Raw genomic sequence first — 26,190 nt, 5'->3', positions numbered from 1 at the left:
TGGGACGAAATGAAGCGCAATGTGGAACTGGGCGAATTCTTGCGTTCGCGGCGCGTCAGGCTGAAGCCTGAAGATATAGGCCTCATTGCCCATGGGCGTCGACGCGCGGCAGGCCTGCGCCGCGAGGAAGTCGCGGGCCGCGCCGCTATCAGCACCGAGTGGTACATCAAGCTCGAACAAGGCCGCGTCATTTCTCCATCGAGCGAAACGCTTGCGGCACTCGCGCAGGCGCTGAAGCTCAGCGTAGTGGAGGAGGCCCATCTGAGGGCACTGGCTCGAGATGGCAGGGATGGGTTGTTTGTTCGCGAGACCGTGCCGAGCGTTCTTCGCACGGTCGTGGAAGGATTGGCGGAGCCTGCGTATCTGACCGGCGAGCGCTGGGACATCCTGGCATGGAACAGCGCAGCCGCCCAACTCTTTATCGATTTCGGAGCATTGCCCGAGGAAGACCGGAATATTCTCGTCTTCATGTTGGTCAATCCGCTGGCTCGCGAGCTGTTCGAAGAAGGGTGGGCCGGGGAGGCGCAGCGAATGGTCTCGCTCTTTCGTGCCAACTACGATCTTTGGGCGCCTGCCCCGGCGTTTCTGGCGATTGTGGAGCGTTTGCACGCGGGATGTCCCGAATTCGCCACATGGTGGCGCGAGCACCATATCGCAGCACCCATGTCGGGGGAGAAGCGTCTCATGCATCGTCAGCGTGGACCTCTCGAATTCCATTACTCCACGTTCAAGGCGAATGACGAGTCGCGGCTGAAACTGTCGATCTATGTGGAGAAGTCCATGAGCGTGGGCACTGCAGCATCATCCGCATCTGATTAGCGACGACGTCGATTATCTGCAGTCGTACGCGCTACCGTCCGAAGCTTGGATAGAGGCCGCGCAATCGCCTCGCGGGGTGGTGGCGAACGCGCGGCGATAAGCATGGCTGAACGCGCTTTGCGATGCATAGCCGACGGTGATCGCCACCTGCGCGACGTTGTCCTCTCCGCTGGCGAGCATGGCGCGAGCGCGCGCAAGGCGCCAGGATCTGACGTAGTCGAGCGGCGGCCGGCCTACCGTGCGCGTGAAAAGAGACGCGAACGCCGAGCGCGACATACCGACCGCCGAGGCAAGGCGCGCGACCGTCCAGGGTTCGGCGATGTCGTCATGGATCAGCGCAAGCGCGCGGCCCAGGCGCGGCTCGGCCAGCGCGTCCAGCCAGCCGCCAGGAACCGGGCTCACGGTACGCGCGCGAATCGCCTCGATCATCAGCACTTCCGCAAGCCGGGTCACCACCGTATCCGATCCGATCGCGTCGCGCGCGATTTCCGCATCGAGCAACTTGAGTACGGCTGCCACACTTGCCGCGCCTCCCGGGGAACTTGGGACTATCGCGAAGTCCGGGAGCATATCGAGCAGGAATCCGGCTTCTTCCCGCGCCACGGCGATTCCACCACCCAGCATGACGGTGTCGTCTCCGTTAAGGCGCAGCGTCTCGTGCGTCGTCCCCTCGTAGAACTGCATACCGTCGATTGACGGCACGCCTGGACGGCTGGAGACGGTGTAGGCCGTGCTACCGATCAGGCAGACATCGCCGGCGTTCAGACGCTCGCCGGCGCGGCCGGGGCGTTCGATCCAGCATGCTCCCTTCAGGACGGCGACAAATTTCAAGCGTACTCGTTCGGGAAACGCGAGTGCCCAATCACCCGAGGCTTCGAGCCGAGTCGGACGAGTGGCCCGTGCATCGAGTAACGCAAGCACGTCGGAGAGTGGATCCCGGCGGGACGTGGACGATCGCGACAAATTCATGGTGAGCCGAGCATAGACCATCTTTGAGGCCCATGCTTAACTTCGATTTCGAAGGAGGGAAACATGAACGGTACCAAGGTGATTGCGATCACGGGCGCAAGCAGTGGGATTGGCCGCGCAACGGCACGTTTGCTGGCGAAGCAGGGCCACGCAGTCGTGCTGGGTGCCCGGCGCGAGGTGGAACTGGCTAGCCTGGCGGCCGAGATCGACCATGCCGGGGGGCGGGCATGCCATCTCGTCACCGACGTGACCCGGCGCGCCGATCTGGAAGCCCTGGTTGCACATGCGGTGACCCACTTCGGGCGTCTCGACGTGATGGTGAACAACGCCGGCATCGGCCCGATCTCCCGCTTCGACGCGCTGCGCGTGGATGATTGGGATGCGATGATCGACGTCAATCTGCGCGGCACGTTATACGGCATTGCGGCGGCCCTGCCGGTGTTCGCGGGGCAGGGGAGCGGCCATGTGATCAATGTGATATCCACGGCGGGCCTGAAGATTTTGCCGACGATGGGTGTTTATGCTGCCACCAAGAACGCTGTGCGCACCGCAACGGAGGCGCTGCGACAAGAAGCTGGACCCGAGCTCCGTGTCACGGAGATTTCACCGGGAGTGATTGACACCAACTTCGGAGATTCGATAAGCGATCAGGCAGCGAAGGCCGCGGTCGACGATCGTTTGAAAGCCATTGCGATTTCGCCGGATGCGATCGCGCGGGGCATCCTCTTCGCGATCGATCAACCGCCTGAGGTGGATGTAGGCAGCATCGTCATTCGGCCGACCGCGCAGGACTGACATCGTGGCGGGCGCAAGGCCCGAATGTTTCGCCCGCGGAACTGCCTCGCGTGCCGACGGCTTCCAATGCGCTACGAGGTAGCGTCCAACAACGGCGCCGTGTCCGGATCTGCCTTGCGCATCGCACGCTGATATGCCGGGCGCGCGCCGATGCGCTGCAGGTAGGCCAGGATGTTGGGCCACGTCGAAAGGTCGTAGGGCTTGAACCGCCGCATGGTGGTCAGCGAGAACACGGTCATGATATCCGCGGACGTCAATTCGGGACCGGCGAGATAAGGCGTGTCGCCCAGTCGCGCGTCGATCATCGAGAAAACCAGGTCGAAGCGCGTCTGCAATCCGCGCAGCACCGCATTCTCCTTGAACGAACCGGCTCGTTCCAGGAGCAATACCTGCAAGACAAGGGGCTGCAGTGTTCCGTTGGCGAAGTGGAACCAATACAGATGGTCGGCGAATCCGGGCTCGGTTTTTTTCACGGCGAGTTTCCCATTGCCATGAATCTCGATCAGATATTCGACGATCGCAGCGGATTCGCCGAGTACCAGCGGCCCGTCCTTGATGACGGGGGCGGTCCCCATCGGGTGCAACGCCTGATATTCCGGCGGCGCCATCCGGTTGTCCTTGCGTCGGTCGTATCGTTTCAGCTCGTATTCGAGCCCGAGCTCCTCGCAGAGCCAGACGATTCGTTCCGATTGAGAATGCCCGAGGTGATGCACGGTCAGCGAATGATTGGTCATGGTTCGATGTGTGGTTGAGCGTAGGCTCAATGTACGACGCCATGCGCCGGGAGGCTTGCCGATATCTATCCGGTTCTTGCTCGATCCTCCAGCCCCGGACAGGATCCTGCAGGCACGGTGCTAGACTCGCGCCATGAACCTCACCGATCTCGCTGAACTCGCCGGGCGGCAGTTTCCTCGCGCCAACGCCCATGCCAGCCAGTATGTGCAAGCGCTGAAGGGCCTCGGCATCATCCGGCATCAGCGCCCGACCTCGTTCGAGGCCGCGATCTACGAGCCGGTGGTTATCCTGATCCTCCAGGGGCGAAAAGAAACGGTGCTGGGTCTCCAGTCGTATCCCATGCATGCGGGAGAGTGCCTGCTCGTCAGTCACGACCTTCCGGTAATCGCCCGTGTCACGAAGGCCCCGTACCTTGCGCTGATCTTCAACATCGAACTGGATTTGCTGCGCGATCTGTACGAGGCACTGGACGCATCGCGTTTCCCAGCCACGCCATCGCGTTCTCTGGCAGTCCAGTCCTGCGACGCCGAGCTCGTCGATGCGTTTTATCGCTATCTCGCGCTGGCGGGCAGGCCCATCGATACCGAGGTGCTGGGGCCGCTGGTCTCGCGCGAAATCCATTACCGGCTCGCGACGGCGCCGTTCGGGGCAATGCTGCGCGATCTGATTCGCCGCGACAGTCACGCCAGCGCCATCGCGCGTGCGATAGGGCGACTGCGGCGGGAGTTTCGTTCCTCGGTCGAGATTCCCGAGCTCGCACGCAGCGTGGGGATGAGCCCGTCCTCGTTTCACAAGCATTTCAAGGCGGTCACGGCTTCGTCGCCGCTTCAGTATCGAAAGGGGCTCCAGCTCATGGAGGCACGCCGCTTGTTGCGTGCCGGCATGCTTTCGGTTTCCACGGCGGCATTTGACGTCGGCTACGAAAGCGCCGCGCAGTTCAGCCGTGATTACATGCGTAAATTCGGCATATCGCCGAAACACGACATTCCCGAAGAATGATCTGCGTGCCACGCAGGCTTGTTCCCCACGAGGCTCGACAGATCGGGGTGACCTGCCTGACGATACACGGCCGGGCGGGCTCTGCCGTGGAAAAGACAATCGCGCGGAGATCACGATCTCGAGGAGAGTGGACGAGGGCAAGGGACGGGCACAAGAAGGCGGGCCGGAAAATCGATCTGGTGATGTCGGCGCCGAAGTAGCGTGCCACGCGAAACTGATGCAGGCCGCTTGCGGGCAACCGCGGCGGCCTTTCTTTTTCAACCGTGGCATGCAGCAAGAATCCCGTCGAGACGCCGCCATGTCGGCACGTCGTCAATCAGGTTTGGCGCCAGTGCGCGAGCCGTGCCGCGTGGTTCGATGGTCGCCGCGCCATTCGACGCCGGGCGCGTTGTCCGCAGTGCCGGGCACATGCCGATCATGCATCGCACACGAGCAGCGGCGCGACCATGCCGCCTTAAGTATCGGTTAATTTCCGCGCCCTATCTTTGGCAGCACCGGGCGGGTATTGCATGCGAAAGCCAATCCCGGTGTTGTCTTCCAAGTCGATGTTCTTGAAAGGAGAGTTGAAATGCTGATCCAAAGAAAAAGAAATGCAGCAGCTTGCCTGATGGCGGCAGTCGCTCTATCAATTGGTGTCTTGCCAATTCATTACGCATTTGCTTCGACTTCCGAACCGACTGCCATGAAGCAGGATTTCACGAAGCTGTCCGGCGCCGGAAGCCACGCCATGGACGATGTGAGAGCCGCACGTTCCGCGCTATTCAATGGCGATCCGGATGACGCGGCGCACCTGCTGGCCCAAGCCAAAACCGCGATGAAAGCGGCCGCGTCCGACGATTCGGCATTTCTGCGGGCGGCATCGTCGCTGACCGATGCCGCGGGCAAACACCAAAGCCCGGCAGGTGAGGCGCAGACGGCATGGCTGCCGGTCGCTGGCGACGTGGTGATCCTCGACGATTTCGCCGGCCAGCCGATAAAGGCCAAAGCGGTGGATCACGCCAACGCGGCCCTGAAGAGCGGCGATCGCTCCGCGGCGATCCGCGCGCTCAAGCTCGCCGATGTCAACGTCGATTACACCGTCGACGTGGTGCCGCTGGCAAAGACGGCCACCCGGATCGACCAGGCCTCGGCGTTGCTGGACGCGGGAAAGTATTACGAGGCCGGACAAGTGCTGCGCCAGATACAAGGCAGCGTGCGATTCGATCATCTTGATATCAATGCGGTGCCGCAAGCGACGAGCCGTGGTTGAGGGCATGTTCGCCCCTGGGAGTCGAGCGTTCCGCTGGATTTGCCGTTCGGCGCAAACGAGAAGGAGCAAGCCGACGCGCCCCATGCCGGCAGGCTCGGCTCCCGGGATCCCATCGCCTCAGTCGTGTCCATCGAATAGGCGCTCGTATTGGCGTCTGGTCGACACGGGCCATGCCTGGACACGCGTCCTGGATGAAGCACCATGTTGCGAGAGAGACTTGAATCTCATCTGAAATGGTTGATGGAGATTTGCGAGATGCTCGGCCTCATCGTCATCGGCCTCGGCACCGCGATCGCATTGGCGAATCTGGTATGGAGCGTGATCCGAACGGAGCAGGTGACCCTCACCGACCTGCTGCTGATGTTCCTGTTCCTGGAAGTGTTCGCGATGGTCAGTCAATATCTCAAGTCCGGCCAATTACCGGTGCGTTTCCCGCTTTATATCGCGATCGGTTCCATTGCCCGAGACATCATCCTTCGGGCTGCAACGAATACGGAGGCGCATCTGCTTGCCTCGGCACTTGCGGTTGTATTGATGGCGATCGGGGTGCTGGTGATTCGATACGGGCAGTGCAAATTCCCCGGACAATCTTCCGAGCGGAAACTGGACGAGATGGCTTAGACAGGAGCCTGAACCGGGGCGAGGTTCGCCGCGAGACCGAAAGCAATGGCGATTGTCGATCGAGGCATGGAGCCCGTCGGCTCCCGGTTCCTGCTTGTCGCCTAGATCGTCTGCCGGTTGTCGGCCTTGATGCAAGTGGCCACCCATATGGGATTGCCGGGCATTCTGAATCGATTCAGGCAGTGATACAAGCGGCCGGTCCGAAGGTCCAGTCCGAAGACGGAGGTCGTTTCCTTGCCGATGGCGGATGATGAATTCTGACTTGAAAAAACGATATCCGTCGAGGTGTCCTCCACCAGGTGGAAGGTTTCACGGTAGTTCATGGCGCCCGGGTTGCAGGCGATCGCCACCGAATCCTTTTTGTCGATCGAAATCACGACATCTGATATTTCAAAGGCCGAGTTTTTTGAAATATCGTACCCGCAAATATAAGTGGTGGCTGCCCATGGACGAGCCGGAAAGGAAAGAAGCAGAATCGCCGCGCTCAAGATGCCGAAGAATATTTTCATTATGATTTTGAAATCATGCTGTTTGTAATCAGTATCCCGAAGCAATCGAATTGGGCTGGGCGGATTATTTGAATGGCATTCCGGATTTGTCAAGCGGCACGAAAAGCGGAACGTTCCGCCCGCCAGGTCGGTCGTCACGCGGCGCGACTGGCTCGCCCGCGGCCAGGGCCCTTGCCGCTGCGGAAGATGCCTGGTTGGGAACTGACGGCAACCGCTGTCGCAAGTTGCCTGGGAAGCGCGGGGAAATCGCCGCGGTGGTCGAGGATGAAGGCCGTGCCGCCGGTGGAGATGAGAAATCCGGCGGTGCCTGCGGCGTGACGGGGCGGCAGCATCGCGCGCAAGCGTCTACAGGTGCCTTTGAGGCTTGCCGGATAGCGTAGAACAACGAGGCGCGAGGCGTCGCGGTTTCGCACACGGGCCGCATGTCGGGGAAAAGAACGATGAACAGATCGTTGCGTGCGGCGCAGACGGGTGTCGCCGAACTGATTGACCGAACCATGGCGGAGGAGATCGCCGATGCTTTCGTCGTACGGCAGCGCCTGCCGCCTCATCTGGCCTCCTCGGCACGCGCTCACGCGCGGAGGTGGTTCGACATGCAGGCGAACGCCCCCTTCGCAGGCGGGGGCGCCATCACCGTGGCGATGCTCTGGCGCAGCCTGGAGCGCATCTTCATCGTTTCATGACGGGGGCGCCTATCGGTGTTTGAGGCCGGGCCTTACCGATGATTCAGCCTTGCCGTCGAGGCGGACTGAAGGGGCGGTTTACCGGCGCGCCGCCCCCAGTGGCATCAGGACGTCTTCGTCCCGATCATGCTCAAGGCCACCGCCTGCGCCACCTCGATCCCATCGATCGCGGCCGAGTAGATCCCACCCGCATAACCGGCACCTTCACCCGCCGGATACAGCCCCTCGACATTCATGCTCTGGTAATCGTCCTTGCGCCGCACGCGGATCGGCGACGAGGTGCGCGTCTCCACGCCGGTCAGCACGGCATCGTGCATGGCGAACCCGGAAATCTTCTTGTCGATCTGCGGCAGCGCCTCGCGAATCGCCTCGATCACATAATCCGGCAGCGCGGTGCTGAGGTCGGTCGGGCGCACGCCCGGCTTGTACGAGGGCACCACCGAGCCCAGCGAGGTGGACGGCCGGCCGGCGATGAAGTCCCCGACCAACTGCCCCGGCGCATGATAATCGCCGCCGCCCAGCTCGAACGCGCGCTCTTCCCACTTGCGCTGGAACGCGATGCCGGCCAGCGGGCCGCCCGGATAATCTTCCGGCGTGATCCCGACCACGATGCCCGCATTCGCGTTGCGCTCGGCGCGCGAGTACTGGCTCATGCCGTTGGTCACCACCCGGCCCGGCTCGGAGGTGGCCGCCACCACCGTGCCGCCGGGGCACATGCAGAAGCTGTAGACGGCGCGCCCGTTGCTGCAGTGATGCACCACCTTGTAATCGGCCGCGCCAAGCAGCTTGTGGCCCGCGAACTTGCCGAAGCGGCTGCGATCGATCAGCCCTTGCGGATGCTCGATCCGGAAACCCAGCGAGAACGGCTTCGCCTCGATGAACACGCCGCGATCGTGCAGCATCTGGAAGGTATCGCGCGCGCTGTGGCCCACGGCCAGCACCACGTGATCGCAGCGCAGCGTCTCGCCGTTCGAGAGCTTGAGCGCGCGCACCTTGCCCTGCTCGATCTCGATGTCGTCGACACGCGTTTCGAAGCGCACCTCGCCGCCGAGTTCGTGGATGGTCGCGCGCATCTTCTCCACCATGCTGACCAGGCGGAAGGTGCCGATATGCGGCCGGCTCAGGTACAGGATGTCTTCCGGCGCGCCGGCCTTGACGAACTCGTCCAGCACCTTGCGGCCATAGTGATGCGGATCCTTGATCTGGCTGTACAGCTTGCCGTCCGAGAACGTGCCGGCGCCGCCTTCGCCGAACTGCACGTTGGATTCCGGATGCAGCACGCTCTTGCGCCACAGGCCGAAGGTGTCCTTGGTGCGCTCGCGCACGGCCTTGCCGCGTTCGAGGATGATGGGGCGGAATCCCATCTGGGCCAGCAGCAGCCCGGCGAACAGGCCGCAGGGGCCCATGCCGATCACCACCGGGCGCAAGGCCGTGCTGTGTTCGGGCGCCTTGGCGACGAAGTGGTAGCGCATGTCCGGCGTCGGGCCGCAATTCGGCTTGCCGGCGATGCGCTCGAGCGCCGCCGCCTCGTCCTTCACCTCGAGATCGACGATATAGGTCAGCTTGACGTCGGCGCGCTTGCGGGCATCGTGCGCGCGGCGGAACACCGTGTAGCGCAGCGGCTCGTCCACGGCCACGCCGAGTTCGGCCAGGCGCGCGCGAATCGCGTCATCGAGATCGCTCTCGGCATGATTGAGGGGCAGTTTGACTTCGCTTAGCCGTAACATGTGTACTCGAATGCGGTCGCCACGCAGCCGTGGCGATGTTGTGACGTATGTGGGCCGGCATGCCGGTGGCGGCTGGGTTCGCCATCCTGGCATCGGGGATGCAAGGCATTCATCGCCGGAAAAACGGTATGCGGGGCTGCACACTGACCAGGCCGGGCGGATTCGGCGCCGTCTTGCGGCGCCGGCTGCCGATGAGTTTTCCCGCTTCGGGGGCGACCCGGCTGCGAAAAACGCTCCGGATCCACGCTGGCGGCGCCAGCGGCTGGTTGGTGCGAAAGCCACGCCATGCGGGCGTTGCCGCCCTTGTCGTTCAGGCTGGCCAGCATGGAAGGTCGCTATTATAAATGCCGCGCGGGCGTCCGGCTGTTGGACGGCGGCGGGAGCGTATCAGGGCGGGTGACGCCCGGCTCCCGGGCCCCCGCATCGATCACCTCGGCACCTGTCCCCATCCATCCCCAACCACCCCATGCACCCGACTCCCCGCCCGGCCACACCAGCCGATCGCCAAGCCATCGAGGCAATCGTCCACCAGGCCTACTCGCCCTACATCGCACGAATGGGCAGGCCGCCCGGCCCGATGCTGGACGACTACGCGGCCCTGATCGACGCCGGCCGGGTCCGCGTCGTCGAGACGAACGGCGCCGTCCAGGGCCTGCTCGTGCTGATCCCCGAAGCGGATGCGATGCTGTTGCACAACGTGGCCGTCGCTTCTGCCGCGAGGGGAACCGGGCTCGGGCATCACCTGCTCGAATACGCCGAGCAGGCGGCCAGGGCGTCGGGCTACCGCGTCATCCGTCTCTACACGAACGAGACCATGACGGAGAACATCGCGCGCTACACGCGCATCGGCTACGTCGAGACGCACCGCGAGTCGGATGGCATGAAGCGCGTCTTCATGAGCAAGCCGCTCACGGCCTGAACTCAGCCGCGCACGAACCAGGTCCGTTTCGCCGAGCCGAGCATGCCGCGATAGACGATCCAGGACACCGCGAAGCTCGCCGGCGCCGACAGCGATTGCGCGGTGCCCGTCATGTTCATCAGCACGAGGCCGGCGAAGGCCCCGGCGAACCACGCGCTCAAGCCGCCCGGATTGAAGGCCGGGACATGCGAATCGCGATACTCGATCGTCTCGCCGACCAGTTCGTCGTAACGGGTCGACAGGATATGCGCGAGCGCGACACCCACCCAGGCGACCACGAAGATGCCCTGGTAGGCGAGTGCCTGGAGGATCTTCGAGAACACGTCGGCCATCATCAGCGCATAGACCACGGCGCCGACCACCAGCGCCCACACGAACTTCGGCGCGCGCAGCCCGGCCAGCTTGCCGAAGAAGGCCTGCATGTTGATGGTGGCCAGGTAGTAGTTCGCGGTGTTGATGCGCGATTGCGTCACCCACACGAACAGCAGCCCCCAGATGCCCATCAGCTTGAGCAGGGCCAGCACCACCGAGACTTCCGACAAGGTGCCGAGCCCCGGCGTGGTGCTGACCAGGTAGATGCCCACCGCGCCGTTCAGCAGGAAGGTGACCAGGTAGAACGGCATGCCGAAGTTGAAGCGGCCGTGATAGACGGCGTCCTTGCGGCGACCGAAGCGGGCGTAGTCGAAGGTGAACATCATCAGCACCCAGACGCCCATGTAGTACACGAAGCAGTTCCACCAGCCGTTGGCGGGCACCGCGCCCTTCGGCCCGAAATCGAGCCACGCGGCGTTGTAGCCGTATTCGTGCGTGGTCAGCACCACGGCCGCCAGCAGTCCGAACAGATAGAAGGGCAGCAGCACGCCGTTGAACTTGTCGAGCCAGTGCTGCACGCTGCCGAACACCAGGGGCACGCTGTAGGCCACCACGATCAACGCCGCCCATCGGTAGTCGAGCACGGGAAACAGCGTGTGGGCCGCCACGGCGATCACCGAACCCTCGAACACCGCGTAGTAGATGGCGGTCGCGAAGAAGATCAGGGTGGCGAGCGCCGCGCCCGAACTGCCGAACAGCACGCGCGAGAACAGCGCGACCGACAGCCCGGTGCGCACGGCATACCGGCTGATCACCGAGTTGACCAGGCCATAGGCCACCACCGACAGCGCCATCCCGATCAGCGCGTTGCGCGCGCCATAACCGAGCGCCAGGGTTGCACCCACGACGATATAGAACACCGCGCTGCACACGGCCCACCAGGCCATGGTGAGCGAGAACGCCGGCATGCGGGCCTGCTCCGGAATCGCGGCGATCGATAGATCGAGATCGCCCGCGGCGGCTTCCTGTTTCAGATTGGCCATCGAACTGCTCCTCAATACACAAGGGATGTGGAAAGGGCCGCGCCGCGAGCCAGGGAGGAGATCGGCCGCGACGTTGCCGGAACGACGTGCAGGAATTGCCGCGCGCGCCTCGAACGAGCGCGACGCTTCGCGCGCGATGCTGGACATCGCGCGAACGATCGGGAACCGGGTGTTGAACGAGCGCGGCCGCGAGCAGGGCGCGCTGCCCGTCGCGGTCGCGTCGTCGTGCTAGCGCAGCAGCACGTCGCGCAGGCGGGCCAGCCGCAGTTGTGCGTCGCGCCGGGCGGCCAGCGCCTGGGACATCGTCACGGAAACGAAACGCGCCTGGTGGTTCGGCTGCATCTGGCCGATCAGGTCGAGGTCGGCGCTGATCACCGTGCCGATGGTCGCGTAGCCGCCCCCGGACACGGCATCGCGATGCAGGATGATCGGCTCGAGGCCGGCGGGCACCTGGATCGAGCCGATCGGATAACAGGCGTCGACGATGTTCGACGGATCGGCGCCGGCGCCGAACGGCTGCTCGCGCGGCCGGAAGCCGAGCGGGCGGCCCTGCTTGTAGCGATAGCCGATGCGGTCGGCCTCGGGGGCGACGGTCCAGCTGTCCTCGAAGAAGGTCCGGGCCGATTCGTCGGTGAGCCGGTGGTGATAGAGGCCCGGCAGCACGCGCAGCGCCACCTCGCGCGCCAGCGGCGTGCGCAGGCGCTCGGGCAGCGCGGTGCCTTCGCGCGCCGGCCCGCGATCGCGGCCGATGGCGAGCTGGTCGCCCTTCTGCAGGCGCCGCCCCTGGTGGCCGCCGAACGCCCCCAGCGCATAGGTCGAGCGGCTGCCTAGCACCACCGGCACGTCGATGCCGCCGGCCACGGCCAGGCAGGCGCGCGCGCCGCCCTTCACGTATTCGAAGCTCAGCGTGCTGCCCGCCTTGATGCGCAGCGCCACGTTGCAGGCCTGGACCACGCCGTCGATCTTCGGCTGCATCTCGGCGCCGGTCACGGCGATCAGCGCCTCGGCATGGAACAGCAGTTGCGGGCCGAGCAGGGTGCATTCGAGCGCCGCGGCGCTTTCGTGGTTGCCGACCAGCAGGTTGGCCGCCCGCAGCGCGTATTGGTCGAGCGCGCCGGAAGGCGGGATGCCGACGCGGTAATAACCGGGCCGGCCGGTATCCTGCACCGAGGTGGCGAGTCCGGGCTTGACGACCTCGATGGCGGGGCGGGAGTCAGTCGGCATGGAGCACCTCGACCAATGAACGGTTGTACGCGTCCTGATCGCGCAGGAAGGATTCGAGCGAGAAGTTCACCTCGCGCACGCGCAGCGAGAAGCTGCCCGCTTCCACGGCGGCCACGGCCTCGTCATAGGCGGCGCGGTTGATCGGCTTGAACTTGACGATGTCGCCGGGGCGGAAGAACACCATGAAGTCGCGCAGGTAGTCGAGCCGCTGCTCGGGATCGAAGATCGGCGCCGGGGTGACGCCGAACATCTGGTAGCCGCCCGCGCCGCGCACCGAGTAGATGCAGCCGAAGCAGCCGCCATGGCCGACCGTCAGCTTCGGCGTATCGGTCCTCGGCCGCACGTACTTGGGCACCTGCAACTGGCGCTCGCGCTCGACCATCTGGAACATGAAGGGCAGGCCCGCCACGAAACCCACCATCGACACGAACCAGGGCGAACCGGAATGCGCGGCGATGAACTCGTCGACATCGCGCTTGCCGTTGATCCGCGCCGCGTATTCCAGGTCGGTCGAATCCGGGTCCTGGTGGCGCTCGCGAAAGCGCATCAGCGTCTCGTGGGTCCAGGGATCGTTGTACAGCACCGGGATCTCGATGATGCGGGTGGCGATCTCCAGTTGCGCGTCGCCGGTTTCCGCCTCGATCTGCTTGAGCAGGGCCAGCAGCGCCTCGGGATCGATGAGGTCCGGATCGTAGCGAACCTGGTAGGAGGCATTGGCCGGGCAGATGTCGACGATGCCGGGCACCGCGCGCCGTTGCAGCTCGCGCGTGATCGCGGTGCCCTTGAAGAAGGCGTCGAGCGACATCTCCTCGCTGATCTCGACGAAGATGAATTCGTCGCCGCCGAAGGTGTAGCGCGTGGTCATGCGGCCTCCTCGCGAGGCCCGGCAGCGGCGGCGAGCCGCTCGCGCCAGGCCGGGATCCAGGCTTCCAGGAAATTCGTGTGATAGCGCGCGGCGCGCACGTCGGGGTCGGCCAGCAGGGCGCGATGCAGTTGCGCGGTGGTCTTCACGCCGCCGACATGCAGCTCCGCGAGCGCGCGCTCGAGCCTCGCCAGCGCGGCCGGCCGGCTTTCGTCGGCGACGATCAGCTTGGCCAGCAGCGAGTCGTAGAACGGCGGCACCGTGTAGCCCTGGAACAGCATTGAGTCGATGCGCACGCCGGGCCCGGTCGGCCAGGCGAGTTCCTCGATGCGGCCCGGGCTCGGCCGGAAGTCCTGCACCGGATCTTCCGCGTTGATCCGGCATTCGATCGCCGCGCCGCGCGCCACGATCTGGTCCTGGCTCAGGCGCAGGGGCTCGCCGTCGGCGATGCGCAGGGTTTCGCGCAGGAGATCGACGCCGGTGATCGCCTCGGTGACCGGGTGCTCGACCTGGATGCGCGTGTTCATCTCGATGAAATAGAACTCGCCGCGCGTCTCGTCGAACAGGTATTCGAGCGTGCCCGCGCTGCGATAGGCGACCTGGCGCGCGAGCCGCGTCGCCGAGGCGCACAGTGCCTGGCGCAGTTCCGGCGTGAGCGAGGGCGAAGGCGCCTCCTCCATGATCTTCTGGCGGCGCCGCTGCAGCGAGCATTCGCGCTCGAACAGATGCACCACCTCGCGGCCGTCGCCGAGCACCTGCACCTCGATATGGCGGGCCCGCGCGATGAAGCGCTCCAGGTACACGCCGCCGTTGCCGAAGGCGGCCTGCGCCTCGCGCTGCGCCAGCGGCAGCTCGGCATCGAGCTGGGCCGCGTCGTGCGCGACGCGGATGCCGCGACCGCCACCACCGGCCGCGGCCTTGATCATGATCGGGTAACCGATTCTTTCTGCGATCCCGCGTGCCTCGTCGAGCGACAGCACCACGCCGTTGCTGCCCGGCACGGTCGGCACGCCGGCGCGCTGCGCGGTTTCGCGGGCCTTGGCCTTGTCGCCCATGGTGGCGATCACGGCCGGCGAGGGGCCGACGAAGATCAGCCCGGCCGCCTCGACCTGGGCCGCGAAGTCCGCGTTCTCCGACAAGAAGCCGTAGCCGGGATGGATCGCGTCGGCGCCGCATTGTTGCGCGGCGGCGAGGATGGCCGCCGGATTCAGGTAGCTCTTGGCCGCGTGCGAGGAGCCGATGGGGATCGCCTCGTCGGCCAGGCGCGCGGCCAGGCTGTCGCGATCGGCGTCGCTGACCACCGCCACGGCGCGCATGCCGAGCTCGTGTGCCGCGCGGATCACGCGCACGGCGATCTCGCCGCGATTGGCGACCAGCACGGTGCGGATCCGCTTCGGTCGATAGAAGGCCGCGCTGGCGGCGCTGTCGTGGGGCGTGTTCGACGGATTCATCATGCTCAGGCCTCGATGCGCATCAGGACCTGGCCGGCATCGACCGGCTCGCCGTCCTCGGCCAGGATTTCCGCGATGCGGCCCGCCGCGCCCGCCTCGACGTCGTTGAACTGCTTCATCACCTCGACCAGTCCCACCACCGTGTCGCTGTCGACCGGCGTGCCGACCTCGACATAGGGCGCGGCGTCCGGCGAGGCGCGCCGATAGAAGGTGCCGGGCAGGGGGCTGACGATCTCGTGTTGTGCCATCTGGGTAGTCCTCATCGATATTCGGGGCGCGCGGTTCAGCGCGCGACGGGGTAGCTCGGCGCCGCCACCCGGATGTCGTGCGCCGTGAGCGCCGCGCGCGTGGCCTCGACCAGTTGCAGCGCGCCGGGCGTGTCGCTATGGATGCAGACCGAATCGAAGTCGATCTCGATGTCCTCGCCGTCGACCGTCGCGACGCGCCCCTCGACGCAGGCGCGCAGCACCTTGGCGGCCACCTGCATGGGGTCGAGCCGGCCCACCCGGCGCGTGAAGACGATCGAGCCGCTGCGGTCGTAGTCGCGATCGGCGTAGAACTCGCGCACCACCGGCTGGCCGAGTTCGCGGGCGATCCGGTAGGTCACCGAGGCTTCCATGCAATACAGCAGCAAGGTCGGGTCGAGCCGCTGCAGCGTCTCCACCAGCAGGCGCGACAGGTTCTCGTCGCGCGCGGCCAGCATGTAGAGCGCGCCGTGAGGCTTGACGTGCTGCACGCTCACGTCGTGCAGGCGCGCGAATTCACGCAGCGCGCCGAGCTGGAACACGATGTCGTTGACCAGCGTCTGCGGCGTCTCGGTGAGCGTGCGGCGGCCGAAGCCGACCAGGTCGCGAAAGCCCGGATGCGCGCCCACGCCGACGCCCGCCTGGCGGGCGAGCTGCACGGTGCGCGCCATGATGTTGGGATCACCGGCGTGGAAGCCGGTGGCGATATTGGCCGAGCTGATGAGCGGCATGATCTCCTCGTCGACGCCATCGCCGACGGTCCATACCCCAAAGCCTTCCCCCATGTCGGAGTTCAGGTCGACGCGGTGTTTCTTCATGCTGGCGTTCTCCTCGATGCGGGGCGAGGACGCGGCCGGCAAGCCGCGTTCACCCCATCGAGAAGCACAGTAGCCGCTGGCCGCCGGTCAAAATAGTTCTATTTTTATATGGCACCGTATCTGTTTTTCAGATGGGGTGGGCGCCGCCGGAATGCGTGAAAATCGGCGCGGAGCCGGTTGCCAGGGGCATATCGACAGGCTCGCGCCCGATGGATTTTGGTGGGAATAAGATATCGGCCATCTCGATATCGATTTTTCGGATGATTGCCATGGCCCTGACGCTGCGCCAGCTGAAGTATTTCGTCGCGACCGCCGAACTCGGCCAGATCTCCCAGGCGGCGATTCAACTGACGATTTCGCAGTCGGCGGTCACCAACGCGATCAAGGAGCTGGAGGACAGCCTCGGCACCCAGCTCTTCATGCGCACCGCGACGGGCGTGACTCTCACCACCACGGGGCGCCGCTTCCTCAACCAGGCCTACACGATCCTCGCCTCGGTCGACGAGGCGATGCGCATCCCGAACCTGGAAAGCACGCTGAGCGGCACGCTCACGCTGGCCGCCAGCTACACGGTGCTCGGCTATTTCCTGCCGCATCACCTGCAGCGCATGAGCACCCTGTATCCGCGCCTGAACATCCAGTTGCACGAGCTCAATCGCGAGTCGATCGAGGAAGGCCTGATCACCGATCGCTACGACATGGCCGTGCTGCTGACCTCCAACGTCGCGAATCCGGAGCTGATGCTCGAGCCGGTGATTCATTCGCCGCGGCGTCTCTGGCTGTGCGCGCAGCATCCGCTGCTCAAGCGCGAGAACGTCACGCTCGCCGACGTGGCGGCCGAACCCTTCGTGATGCTGACCGTCGACGAGGCCGCCTACACGGCCCTGCGCTACTGGAACGAAACGCCTTACCGTCCGAACGTGAAGCTGCGCACGTCCTCGGTCGAGGCGGTGCGCAGCATGGTGGCCAACGGCAGCGGCGTGGCGATCCTGTCGGACATGGTGTATCGGCCCTGGTCGCTGGAAGGGCGGCGCATCGAGACCATGCAGCTGCGCGATCCGGTGCCGCCGATGAGCGTGGGGCTCGCCTGGCGCCGCAACGCCGAGTTGAGCCCGGCGATGCTGGCCGTGCGCGAGTATTTCCGGCATACCTTCATGGAGCCGCGTCCGTTGACGGGCGGCGCCTGAGACGGGGGAGGGCGGTGTTCCGGCGCGGTCATGGCCGCTCGCGTCACCGTCGTCCGGGAAGCAGCGAGGCCGCGCGCTTATCCGGCCGAGTAGCGGTAATGGCGATAACCGTCCGCCTCGTGGGTGAACGCGAAGCCGGCGGTTTCATACAGCCCCCGGGCGGGGTTGTCGGCCTTCACGCCGAGCACCAGCTCGAGCGGGCCGTGCGAGCGGGCGTCCGCGATATAGGCGTCGAGCAGCTTGCGCGCGATACCGCGACGCCGATGCGCCTCGACGACATGGATCGAGGCAAGCACGGCCTGCTCGCCGTGGCGTTCCCAGAAGCAATAGCCGATCGGCGTGCCCTGCTGCTGCGCCACATACATGAAGGGCAGGTCCCGGATCCATTGGCGCAGATGCGCGCCCATGGCCCGGCGCCAGCCGGCTTCCTGTTCGGGTTCGATGGCCAGGATATAGGACAGCTCGCCTTCGTAAAGCAATGGCAGGTCGTCCACGCGCGCGCGGCGAATCGAGTAGGGCTGGTCCGGCGCTTGGCTGTCGATGGGATGACTGGTCATGAGGTTCAAGGAGGGTTCATGGATGTACCACCCGCCATTGAACCGGAATTCGTCACAGGAAAACAAATAATCCATGCGTGCCGGGCCGATCGGCGGTGCTGCCGCGCCGTCCTCTCGCGAGCCCGCCCAATGCTGTGCATACTGCATCTCTCGTCTCGAAAAATGCATGTCATGCATGATGCTCTGCGCCGTCTCGACCTGAACCTGCTGCTCGTGCTCGACGCGCTGCACCGCCATCGCAGCGTGGCGGCGGCCGCCGACGAGCTGGCCCTGAGCGCCTCGGCCTGCAGCCACGCGTTGTCGCGCCTGCGCACGCGCTTCAACGACGAGCTGTTCGTGCGCTACGGCAGCGCGATGCAGCCCACGGCCCTGGCCGACCAGATCGCGCCGGCCGTCTCCGACGCGCTGCGCCTGCTGTCGGACCACCTCGGCGCGGCCGGCCCGTTCGTGCCCGCCAGCAGCACTCAGGTGTTCACGCTGGCGGCCACCGATTTCACGGCCTTCGCGGTACTGCCGGGCTTGATGGCGCGCTTGCAGGCGCTGGCGCCCGAGCTGCGGGTGAACGTCGTGTATTCGAGCCATCGCGATGCCCTCGAGGATCTCGCTGCCGGCCGCGCGCATTTCGCGCTCGGATTCTCCGACGAGGAAGGGCCTTCCGGCGAGGGCGTCGAGTCTTTCGCCTGCTACACCGACGACTATGTGGTCGTCGCGCGCCAGCCGCATCCGCGCATCGCGGGTTCGCTCCCGCTCGACACCTACCTGGCGGAGAAACACGTGGCGGTGCTGCCCTGGGCGAGTTCGGGCAGCATCATCGATGCGGTGCTGGCGCGCGGCGGACATCGGCGCCAGGTCGCCGTCTGCCTGCCGAGCGTGCTGGCCGCGCCCTTCATCGTCGCGAACACGGAGCTGCTGCTCACCTTGCCGCGTCGCGCGGCCGAGGCCTTGAGCCGGGCCACGTCGCTGTCGCTGTTCCCGACTCCGTTCGCGAGCCCCGACTACACCCTGCGCGTGTATTTCCACGCCCGGCATGCCGGCACGCCGGCGCATGCCTGGATGCGCGAGCAACTGCGGCAGGCGCTGGAGGCGGCGAATCCCCCGCTGCCCGCGAAGCTACGGAAAAAGCGGCACGGAACCTGAGGCTCGGCCGAGCGGCAAACTGCATGGCATACAGCCGCCCATGAAGAAGTTTCAGCGCGCGGTTCGCCCCGGCGCCCTATGATCGCGTGCTTGGAATCGATTGGATTGAACAGGTACCCGGGATGAACCACGAACTCCACCTGCGCGACGCACTGCCGACCGACGCGGATCGCTGCTACGCGATCGAGATCTCGGCCTACGAGGGCGACGAGGCGGCCACGCGCGAGAAGATCGCCACGCGCATCGCGCAATATCCGCAGGGATTTCTCGTCCTGGAGCGCGAGGGCCGCGTGATCGGCTTCATCAATTCGGGCTGTGCCCACCAGGTGGTGATGTCGGACGAGGCCTTCAAGGAGCTGGTCGGGCACGACGCCGAGGCGCCCAACGTGGTGATCATGTCGGTGGTGCTGGACCCCGCCGAGCATGGCAAGGGCTATGCGAAGCTGCTGATGGACAGCTTCGTGGCGCGCATGCGGGCGATGGGCAAGGCCACCATCCACCTGATGTGCAAGGACCGCCACGTCGAGCTGTATCGCAAGCTCGGTTACCAGTACGTGAAGCCTTCGGAATCGGACCATGGCGGCATGACCTGGCACGAGATGGTGATGCCGCTCTGAGCCGCGCCCACGCGCGCCAGGGTCGTGACGCCTAGGTCATCCGGATCGTGGGCCGCACGCAGCCGTTGAGGCGCTCGGCGCTCCACAGCAGGGCCGACTTCCTCAGGCCATGCAGCGCGTATTGATGCTGGCGATACAGCATCGCGTGGCTCAGTTGTGCGAAACGTCCCTTGATGAAGCCGCCGCGGAAGAAGCCGAACTGCCCGAGCGTGCCGAAGGCGTTGTAGTCGCTGATCGACACCAGCGCGCCGAGATCCTGGAAGTGGAACTCGGGCAGGGGCTTGCCGTCGAGCCAGGCGGGCAGGTGCCTGGCCAGGAAGCGTGCCTGCTGCGTGGCCACCTGGGCCGTGGGCGGCAGCGGGCGCTCCTGGCCTGCCGGCGTGTAGCTCGCGCAATCGCCGACCGCGAAGATGTGCTCGTCGTCCACGCTCTGCAAGGTCGGCCCGATCGCGACCTGGTTGGAGCGATTGACCTCGATGCCGGCCAACTGGCCGAGGAAGGTCGGTGCCTTCACGCCGGCCGACCAGACCATGATGTCGGCCGGCTGGCTGCCGCCGTCGGCGAGCTGCAGGCCATCGGGCCCGGCCGCCGTCACGCGCGTTCCGGTGTGCACCTCGAAGCCGATCTGGCGCAGTTGCGCCTCGCTCGATTTCGACACGGTTTCCGGAAACGCCGCGAGGATGCGCGGCCCGCTTTCATACAAGGACAGCTTGAGCCGCTCGCGTATCGCCGGGTCGCCGTAGCTGCTCGCCACCTCGAGCAGGTGGCTCAACTCCGCGGCCAGTTCCACCCCCGTCGCGCCGGCACCGACGATCGACACGCGCAGGTCGCGGTTCATCACCACGCTTTGGAAGATGCGCACGCGCAGCGCCTCGTTGAAGGCCTCGGCCTCGACCTGGTTGTCGATGAAGTGGCAATGGCTGGTCACGCCGGGCGTGCCGAAATCGTTGGCGCGGCTGCCCACCGCGAGAATCAGCACGTCGTAGCCGATCCGGCGCGGCCCGATCAGGGTCTCGCCGGCGGAGGTCTCGATCGCGGCCAGGTCGATCTCGCGCGTGGCGCGATCGATGCCGACCATCTCGCCGGGCTGGTAGGTGAAGCCGTGTTCGCGCGCATGCGCGAGGAAGATCACCTGCTGCTGCTGGATCTCGCGCGTGCCGGCGGCGATCGTGTGCAGCATCGGTTTCCAGATATGCGTGGGGCTCTTGTCGATCAGGGTCACGTCGGCGCACTGCTTGCGCCCGAGCGTGTCGCCCAGGCGCGTGGCCAGCAACAGGCCCGCAATGCCGCCGCCCACGACGACGATTCTCGGTCGATGTTTCATCGCGATTTATTCATCATGTGTTGAATTCGACAGACGATGGTAAGGGCAGCCCTTGTTCGCTGTCAATGCGAGGGGGCTGCCGGATGGAAGGCAAGGGTTAAACTTCGTCATTTCCCGGTTTGCCGATCTCGACCCGATGAAGTCCCCGAACGATTCCCTGGATGCCGCCGCGACGGCCACCCAACGACGCCGCGCGCGCGGCCGGCCCGCCGCCAGCGACGCGGGCGGTGCCGACGTGCTGCTGCGCAATGCGCGCGCGGCCTTCTCCAAGGGCGGCTACCACGCCACCAGCGCGCGCGAGATCGCGCGCGTCTCCGGCGTCGACGCGGCGCTGGTCGGCCATCATTTCGGTTCGAAGGAGACCTTGTGGGCGGCCGTGGTCGAGCAGATCGCCGACGAAGTGGCGCCGATGATCGAGCGCATCCGTGCGCTGCACGAGACGCCGGAGCTGTCGCCGCGCCAGCGCGTGGAGCAGGCGATGGCGTTTTTCATCGACCAGGTGTTCGCCATGCCCGATGTCGGCATGTTCTTCTCGACGGCCGCCACCGAGCACGGCGAGCGGCTCGATTTCCTCGTCGATCGCCTGGTGCGCCCGGTTCACGACGTGTTCCTGCCGCTGATCTCGCGCGCCATGAAGGCCGGCGAGATGCCCGCGCGCGACCCCGAGATCCTGTTCTCGATGATCGCCAACGGCGTCAGCAAGACCGTCTCCTACAGCCACGTGCTGGCGGCGTTCTCGTCCCTGCCGGCGCGGCCGGCCGCCTTCAAGCGCGAAGTGCTGGCGACCGCGATCGCGATGCTCGGCTAGGGCGCCGCCGCACGCGGCCCGCCCAGCCCGCGCCGCGCCTCCCCGCCTCAGGCGCGACCCACCGCCTTCACCGCCAGCGCCGCGGCAGCCGAGCGCGTCTCCACATGCAGCTTGCGGAACAGGTGCTCGAGGTGCTTGTTGACGGTGCGCGGCGCCATGTCGAGGATGTCGCCGATATCGCGATTGGTCTTGCCGCGCGAGACCCACAGCAGCACCTCGGCCTCGCGCGTGGTCAGCCCGAAGCGTTCGAGCAGGGCAGCCACCTGGGCACCGTCGTCCCAGGCTTCCAGCACGATCACCCATTCTCCCTGCTCGCGCGTGCCGCTCACGCGCGCCGAACGGCGCACGCCGCCGTCGGCGGTCTCATGCACGGCATCCTCGGGGCAACCCTGTTCCAGCCATTGCGCGAACCAGCGCGCCAGCGGCGGCGGCAGTTTCGCGCGCGCCACCGACAGGCCCGCCTCGCGCCCGAGCGGGTCGTAGCCGGCCAGCCGCGGCGCGGCCTGCGGGCTCTGCCAGCGGATCGCCGCCGCGCCGTCGACGATCACCGCCGCGCGCGCGTCGAGCCCGAGCACCGTGTCGGCATAACGCTGCGCGCGCGAGCGCTGCACATGGGCGGCGATGCGCGCGCAGACCTCCTCGGGGCGCACCGGCTTGGTCACGTAGTCGATGCCGCCCACGCGAAAGCCCTGCACCACGTGCTCGCTCTCGGCCAGCGCCGTCATGAAGATCACCGGCAGGTGCTCGTGGCGCCGGTCGAGCTTGAGGCGCCGGCAGGTCTCGAAGCCGTCGAGCCCCGGCATCATCGCGTCGAGCAGCACCACGTCGGGCGTGACGCGCGCCAGGCACTTCAGCGCGTCGTCGCCGCTGAGCGCCACCAGCACCGCGTAACCGTCGGCGCGCAAGGTGTCGGACAGCAGGGCGAGGTTGTCGGGCGTGTCGTCGACGATCAGCACCACAGGCCGGTTGCCGAGCACGCCGGGCAGCGCGGCATCGGGGAGCGGGCGCGCGGCTTCAGTCATCGGCGCCGAGCGGGAGACGGTCAAGCTCATGCTCGAAATCCTTCAGTTGGAACAGCTCGGCGCGCTCGCGCAGCGCGGCCAGCGCCGGGGCGAGACCCGGCCGGCGCGCGACGGCCGCGTCGAGCGCCTCGATCAGGCCCTGCACGTAGCCGACGTCGAGCAGGGTTTTCAGTTGCGCGTGGATCGCGCGGGGCAGGGGCGTCGGCGCGACCGCGAAGGCGGGTTCCTCGGCGGCCGCGGGCGAACCGCCCGTGATCGATGACGCGGCCGCCGCCGTCATCGCGTGGCCGCCGGCTGCCGCGAGCTCGATGCGCGTGGCCGTCGACGCCGCGGTGCTCGCTTGCGCCGGCCCCTCGTCCTTCATCACCCATTCGAGTTCGAGCAGGGCCGCCAGCTTGTCGAGCAGCACCGGCACCTGCACGGGCTTGACGAGATAGTCGTCGCAGCCGATCGCGATCGCGCGCTCGCGATCGTCGGCGAAGGCATTGGCGGACAGCAGCATGATCGGCGCGGCCGAGATGCGCCGCTCGCGGATCAGCCGGCTGGTCTCGTAGCCGTCCATGGCGGGCATCGAGATGTCCATCAGGATCGCGTCGGCGGCCTGCGTGCCGAGCCAGCGCAGCGCATCGATGCCGCTGCCGGCCTCGACAATCCCGAAGCCGAGCGGCGCGAGCATCTGCGCGACGATCGCGCGCTGGTCGGGCAGGTCGTCGACGATCAGCAGGGTGCGCCGCGGCCCGCGATAACCGCCGATATCGGCCAGCTCGGTGCGCGCGGGCGCGGCGCTGCGCACCGCCGGCGCGAACACCTTGACCACGAAGCGCGTGCCGCGCCCCGGCTCGCTGTCCACCTCCAGGCTGCCACCGAGCGCGTGCGTGAGCAGCTTGCAGATGGTCAGGCCCAGCCCCGCGCCGTGATCGTGCGCGCTGGCCGCGGTGCCGCGCTCGAAGGGCAGGAACAGCCGCTCCATCTCCTCGGGCGCGATGCCGGGGCCGGTGTCGACCACCTCGAAGGTCAGCGTGTCGAGCGCGTGGCCCACGCGCAGCGTCACGCCGCCCGCCTGCGTGAAGCGGATCGCGTTGCCGATCAGGTTGGTGAGAATCTGGCTCAGGCACTTCTGGTCGGTCTTGACGGTCGGCGGCAGCCAGCCGGCCGGCTGCACCGCGAACTCGAGCGCCTTCTCGACCGCCTGCGGGCGCAGCATCGAATTCATCTGCGCGAGGAAGTCGGGCAGCGAGATCGGCGCGATGTTCAGCTGCAGCTTGCCGGCCTCGATGCGCGCCACGTCGAGCAGGCCGTCGACCAGCGCGAGCAGGTGCTCGCCGCTGCGGTGGATGGTGCGGATCGCGTTGAGCCGAGCGCTGGGGATCTCCTCGCGCGCCTGCAGCAGCAGTTGCGCGTAGCCGAGGATGCTGTTGAGCGGCGTGCGCAGCTCGTGGCTCAAGCCCGTCACGTAGCGGCTCTTGGCGCTGTTGGCGGCTTCCGCCGCGGCCCGCGCGCGCTTGAGCGCGGCGTCGGTCTTCTGGTGCGCCTCGATCTCGTGCATCAGCAGCTCGGTCTGGCGCTGCGATTCCTCCTGCGTGACGCGCCGGCTCTCGCGCTCCAGCACCAGCCACCAGGCGGCGATACCGCCGATCAGCGCGAGCGCGACGAACACCTTCACATAGGCGTTGGCGAGTTCGTGCCAGGCGGGCGAGCCCGGCGTGGCCAGCGAATCGGCGCTCTGCGACCAGATCAGGTAGAGCACCGTGGCCAGCAGCAGCGAGATCGCCAGCAGCAGGCTCAGGTAATGCGCCAGGCGCAGCCCGGTGGCGCCGAGCCGTGCGTTCGGGAACAGGCGGTGCAGCACCCGGTCGAGCTGCGCGCCGAGCCGCGCATGCGGCTTGCAGCGATCGTGGCAGCGCGAATCGAGCGAGCAGCACAGCGAGCAGATGGTGCCGCCGTAGGCGGGGCAGTGGGCCGTGTCCTCGTGCTCGAATTCGTTCTCGCAGATCGCGCAGCGGCGCAGGCCGCCGGGCGGCCCCGGCTCGGCCTGGCGCGCGAGATAGTAGCGCCCGCGCGTGGCGATCGCGATCGCCGGCGCGCTCACGAAGGCCACGCCCAGCGCGATGAAGGGCGACATGGCGCGCGCCAGCTCGCCGAACGCGCCGCCGTGCGCGAGCATCGCCACCACGGTGGCGATCGTCATCGCGCCCACCCCGACCGGGTTGATGTCGTACAGGTGGGCGCGCTTGAACTCGATGTCGCGCGGACTGTAGCCGAGCGGCTTGTTGACCACCAGGTCCGCGAACAGCGCGCCCACCCAGGCGATCGCCACGTTGGCGTACATCGACAGCACCTTGCCGATCGCCTCGAACACGCCCATCTCCACCAGCAGCAGCGCGATCAGCACGTTGAACACCAGCCACACCACGCGCCCCGGATGGCTGTGCGTGAGCCGCGCGAAGAAGTTCGACCAGGCGAGCGACCCCGCGTAGGCATTGGTCACGTTGATCTTCAACTGGGAGACGATCACGAACAGCACGGCCACGGGCACCGCCCAGGACGCGAGCCCCAGCGGGTCTAGCAGCAGGTGGTAGGCGAGCAGGTACATCTGGGCGGGCTGCGCGGCCTGGGTGGCGTCGATCTCGTGCTGGATCGCGATGAAGGCGAGGAAGGCGCCGCCCAGCATCTTCAGCGCGCCCGGCACGATCCAGCCGGGCCCGGCGCTGAGCAATGCGATCCACCAGCGCCGCCGGTTGCGCGCGGTGAGCGGCGGCAGGAAGCGCAGGTAGTCGACCTGCTCGCCGACCTGCACGATCAGCGCGAACACCACGGTGGCGGCCTGGCCGAAGGCGATCGCGCTGAACGCGCGGCCCTCGGGCGCGAAGCCGGCGAAGGTGGTCCATTCGCGCAGCAGCCCGGGGTGGTGCCAGAGCACCGCGCCGTAGGGCAGCACGAACAGCACCAGCCACAGCGGCTGGGTCCAGCTCTGCAGGCGGTTGATCAGCGTGATGCCGAACATCACGATCGGGATCACCACCAGCGAGCTGATCACGTAGGCCAGGCCGATCGAGATCGGGAACACCAGCTGCAGCGCGAGCGACATGATGGCCGCTTCCAGCGCGAAGAAGATGAAGGTGAAGCTCGCGTAGAGAAGGGAGGTGACGGTCGAGCCGATATAGCCGAAGCCGGCGCCGCGCGTGAGCAGGTCCATGTCGACGCCGTGGCGCGCCGCGTAGTAGCTGATCGGCAGGCTGGTCAGCCAGATCAGCAGCGACACCGCCGCGATCGCGCAGACCGCGTTGGTGAAGCCGTAGTCGATCACCAGGCTGCCGCCGATCGCCTCCAGCACCAGGAACGAGACCGCGCCGATCGCGGTGTTCGCGACCCGGAATTCCGACCAGCGGCGAAACGAGCTGGGCGTGTAGCGCAGCGCGTAGTCCTCCAGCGTCTCGTCGCCGACCCAGGCGTTGTAGTCGCGGCGCACCTTGACGATGCGCTGCGTGATCGGCCGGAGATCGGGCCCCGCGGCGGGCTCGGGGGCGACGGACTGGTGCATCGGAGCCATGTCGGGTG

Annotated in this window: 27 protein-coding genes; 12 read left to right on the top strand and 15 right to left on the bottom strand. The window is 66.6% G+C overall.

Features of this window, described 5'->3' with window-relative positions:
• Positions 1-9 precede the first annotated feature (9 nt).
• Positions 10-819, top strand: coding sequence for an MmyB family transcriptional regulator (locus tag BM43_RS17675; RefSeq protein ID WP_036039953.1), 810 nt, complete (start codon positions 10-12; stop codon positions 817-819).
• A 12-nt stretch (positions 820-831) separates the two neighbouring features.
• Here the strand turns inward: BM43_RS17675 and BM43_RS17670 are convergent, their stop codons facing one another.
• Positions 832-1,788 (bottom strand): AraC family transcriptional regulator, encoded by a 957-nt coding sequence (locus tag BM43_RS17670; RefSeq protein ID WP_052409275.1) that lies wholly within the window; start codon positions 1,786-1,788, stop codon positions 832-834.
• Between the two features lie 63 nt (positions 1,789-1,851).
• Between BM43_RS17670 and BM43_RS17665 the strand changes: the two genes are divergently transcribed.
• Positions 1,852-2,583, top strand: a complete 732-nt coding sequence (locus tag BM43_RS17665; protein ID WP_036050152.1) for an SDR family oxidoreductase — start codon at positions 1,852-1,854, stop codon at positions 2,581-2,583.
• 71 nt (positions 2,584-2,654) lie between these two features.
• Here BM43_RS17665 and BM43_RS17660 read toward each other — a convergent pair whose 3' ends face one another.
• Positions 2,655-3,317, bottom strand: coding sequence for a glutathione S-transferase family protein (locus BM43_RS17660; protein ID WP_036050154.1), 663 nt, complete (start codon positions 3,315-3,317; stop codon positions 2,655-2,657).
• Between the two features lie 133 nt (positions 3,318-3,450).
• Here BM43_RS17660 and BM43_RS17655 point away from each other — a divergent pair, with 133 nt between their 5' ends.
• From BM43_RS17655 to BM43_RS17645, 3 genes are all read left to right on the top strand, one after another.
• On the top strand, positions 3,451-4,317 hold the full coding sequence (locus BM43_RS17655) for an AraC family transcriptional regulator (protein ID WP_036050157.1): 867 nt from the start codon (positions 3,451-3,453) through the stop codon (positions 4,315-4,317).
• Between the two features lie 568 nt (positions 4,318-4,885).
• Positions 4,886-5,566 (top strand): YfdX family protein, encoded by a 681-nt coding sequence (locus BM43_RS17650; RefSeq protein ID WP_017918492.1) that lies wholly within the window; start codon positions 4,886-4,888, stop codon positions 5,564-5,566.
• A gap of 201 nt (positions 5,567-5,767) precedes the next feature.
• Positions 5,768-6,187 (top strand): phosphate-starvation-inducible protein PsiE, encoded by a 420-nt coding sequence (locus BM43_RS17645; protein WP_013698646.1) that lies wholly within the window; start codon positions 5,768-5,770, stop codon positions 6,185-6,187.
• A gap of 101 nt (positions 6,188-6,288) precedes the next feature.
• Here the strand turns inward: BM43_RS17645 and BM43_RS17640 are convergent, their stop codons facing one another.
• On the bottom strand, positions 6,289-6,834 hold the full coding sequence (locus tag BM43_RS17640) for a hypothetical protein (protein ID WP_226285320.1): 546 nt from the start codon (positions 6,832-6,834) through the stop codon (positions 6,289-6,291).
• A gap of 302 nt (positions 6,835-7,136) precedes the next feature.
• On the opposite strand from BM43_RS17640, the gene BM43_RS17635 reads away from it, so the two are divergent.
• The gene (locus BM43_RS17635; protein WP_020381230.1) at positions 7,137-7,379 is read left to right on the top strand and encodes a hypothetical protein; all 243 of its coding nucleotides are present in this window, start codon (positions 7,137-7,139) and stop codon (positions 7,377-7,379) included.
• A 104-nt stretch (positions 7,380-7,483) separates the two neighbouring features.
• On the opposite strand, the gene BM43_RS17630 is transcribed toward BM43_RS17635, so the two are convergent.
• On the bottom strand, positions 7,484-9,106 hold the full coding sequence (locus BM43_RS17630) for an NAD(P)/FAD-dependent oxidoreductase (protein WP_036050162.1): 1,623 nt from the start codon (positions 9,104-9,106) through the stop codon (positions 7,484-7,486).
• Between the two features lie 466 nt (positions 9,107-9,572).
• Here BM43_RS17630 and BM43_RS17625 point away from each other — a divergent pair, with 466 nt between their 5' ends.
• Positions 9,573-10,025 carry a GNAT family N-acetyltransferase gene (locus BM43_RS17625; RefSeq protein WP_036050164.1) on the top strand — a complete coding sequence of 151 codons (453 nt, stop codon included), beginning with the start codon at positions 9,573-9,575 and terminating at the stop codon, positions 10,023-10,025.
• Between the two features lie 2 nt (positions 10,026-10,027).
• Here BM43_RS17625 and BM43_RS17620 read toward each other — a convergent pair whose 3' ends face one another.
• Positions 10,028-11,380 carry a purine-cytosine permease family protein gene (locus tag BM43_RS17620; protein WP_036050165.1) on the bottom strand — a complete coding sequence of 451 codons (1,353 nt, stop codon included), beginning with the start codon at positions 11,378-11,380 and terminating at the stop codon, positions 10,028-10,030.
• On the opposite strand from BM43_RS17620, the gene BM43_RS40560 reads away from it, so the two are divergent.
• A complete protein-coding gene (locus tag BM43_RS40560; RefSeq protein WP_133167825.1) occupies positions 11,373-11,612 on the top strand; it encodes a hypothetical protein in 240 nt (79 codons plus the stop codon). The two genes, BM43_RS17620 and BM43_RS40560, sit on opposite strands and share 8 nt — an antisense overlap.
• Here the strand turns inward: BM43_RS40560 and BM43_RS17615 are convergent.
• The 6 genes from BM43_RS17615 to BM43_RS41365 all read right to left on the bottom strand — a co-directional run bounded on the left by BM43_RS17615 (position 11,609) and on the right by BM43_RS41365 (position 16,251).
• Complete coding sequence (locus tag BM43_RS17615) at positions 11,609-12,604, bottom strand: 5-oxoprolinase subunit C family protein (protein WP_036050167.1); 996 nt, start codon at positions 12,602-12,604, stop codon at positions 11,609-11,611. The two genes, BM43_RS40560 and BM43_RS17615, sit on opposite strands and share 4 nt — an antisense overlap.
• Complete coding sequence (locus tag BM43_RS17610) at positions 12,594-13,469, bottom strand: 5-oxoprolinase subunit B family protein (protein WP_036050168.1); 876 nt, start codon at positions 13,467-13,469, stop codon at positions 12,594-12,596. Before BM43_RS17610 ends, BM43_RS17615 begins: the two co-directional genes overlap by 11 nt.
• The gene (locus tag BM43_RS17605) at positions 13,466-14,917 is read right to left on the bottom strand and encodes an acetyl-CoA carboxylase biotin carboxylase subunit (RefSeq protein WP_036053119.1); all 1,452 of its coding nucleotides are present in this window, start codon (positions 14,915-14,917) and stop codon (positions 13,466-13,468) included. The genes BM43_RS17610 and BM43_RS17605 overlap by 4 nt, the downstream gene beginning before the upstream one ends.
• A gap of 5 nt (positions 14,918-14,922) precedes the next feature.
• The gene (locus tag BM43_RS17600) at positions 14,923-15,165 is read right to left on the bottom strand and encodes an acetyl-CoA carboxylase (RefSeq protein WP_013698639.1); all 243 of its coding nucleotides are present in this window, start codon (positions 15,163-15,165) and stop codon (positions 14,923-14,925) included.
• Positions 15,166-15,200: 35 nt separating this feature from the next.
• Complete coding sequence (locus tag BM43_RS17595) at positions 15,201-15,980, bottom strand: 5-oxoprolinase subunit PxpA (protein ID WP_025101677.1); 780 nt, start codon at positions 15,978-15,980, stop codon at positions 15,201-15,203.
• Between the two features lie 127 nt (positions 15,981-16,107).
• A complete protein-coding gene (locus BM43_RS41365; RefSeq protein WP_155296538.1) occupies positions 16,108-16,251 on the bottom strand; it encodes a hypothetical protein in 144 nt (47 codons plus the stop codon).
• Here BM43_RS41365 and BM43_RS17590 point away from each other — a divergent pair.
• Positions 16,250-17,167 (top strand): LysR family transcriptional regulator, encoded by a 918-nt coding sequence (locus BM43_RS17590; RefSeq protein WP_013698637.1) that lies wholly within the window; start codon positions 16,250-16,252, stop codon positions 17,165-17,167. The genes BM43_RS41365 and BM43_RS17590 overlap by 2 nt on opposite strands.
• Before the next feature lie 77 nt (positions 17,168-17,244).
• Here BM43_RS17590 and BM43_RS17585 read toward each other — a convergent pair whose 3' ends face one another.
• Complete coding sequence (locus BM43_RS17585; RefSeq protein ID WP_158380926.1) at positions 17,245-17,871, bottom strand: GNAT family N-acetyltransferase; 627 nt, start codon at positions 17,869-17,871, stop codon at positions 17,245-17,247.
• A 24-nt stretch (positions 17,872-17,895) separates the two neighbouring features.
• Here BM43_RS17585 and BM43_RS17580 point away from each other — a divergent pair, with 24 nt between their 5' ends.
• Positions 17,896-18,861, top strand: coding sequence for a LysR family transcriptional regulator (locus tag BM43_RS17580; RefSeq protein WP_042286233.1), 966 nt, complete (start codon positions 17,896-17,898; stop codon positions 18,859-18,861).
• A 122-nt stretch (positions 18,862-18,983) separates the two neighbouring features.
• Positions 18,984-19,478 carry a GNAT family N-acetyltransferase gene (locus tag BM43_RS17575; protein WP_036050170.1) on the top strand — a complete coding sequence of 165 codons (495 nt, stop codon included), beginning with the start codon at positions 18,984-18,986 and terminating at the stop codon, positions 19,476-19,478.
• A 31-nt stretch (positions 19,479-19,509) separates the two neighbouring features.
• On the opposite strand, the gene BM43_RS17570 is transcribed toward BM43_RS17575, so the two are convergent.
• Entirely contained in the window at positions 19,510-20,802 is a 1,293-nt protein-coding gene (locus tag BM43_RS17570) for an NAD(P)/FAD-dependent oxidoreductase (protein ID WP_036050172.1), read from the bottom strand.
• Between the two features lie 136 nt (positions 20,803-20,938).
• Here BM43_RS17570 and BM43_RS17565 point away from each other — a divergent pair, with 136 nt between their 5' ends.
• Positions 20,939-21,610 carry a TetR/AcrR family transcriptional regulator gene (locus BM43_RS17565; RefSeq protein WP_042286234.1) on the top strand — a complete coding sequence of 224 codons (672 nt, stop codon included), beginning with the start codon at positions 20,939-20,941 and terminating at the stop codon, positions 21,608-21,610.
• Between the two features lie 47 nt (positions 21,611-21,657).
• On the opposite strand, the gene BM43_RS17560 is transcribed toward BM43_RS17565, so the two are convergent.
• Complete coding sequence (locus tag BM43_RS17560) at positions 21,658-22,569, bottom strand: response regulator transcription factor (protein WP_036040010.1); 912 nt, start codon at positions 22,567-22,569, stop codon at positions 21,658-21,660.
• Between the two features lie 55 nt (positions 22,570-22,624).
• Entirely contained in the window at positions 22,625-26,173 is a 3,549-nt protein-coding gene (locus tag BM43_RS17555; protein WP_036053128.1) for a hybrid sensor histidine kinase/response regulator, read from the bottom strand.
• Between the last annotated feature and the right edge of the window lie 17 nt (positions 26,174-26,190).

This window comes from Burkholderia gladioli (genome assembly GCF_000959725.1).
In the GTDB taxonomy this organism is placed as follows: Bacteria; Pseudomonadota; Gammaproteobacteria; order Burkholderiales; family Burkholderiaceae; genus Burkholderia; species Burkholderia gladioli.
The sequence above is the reverse complement of the archived record's forward strand: the minus strand, read 5'-3'. Positions and strand labels throughout refer to the sequence as shown.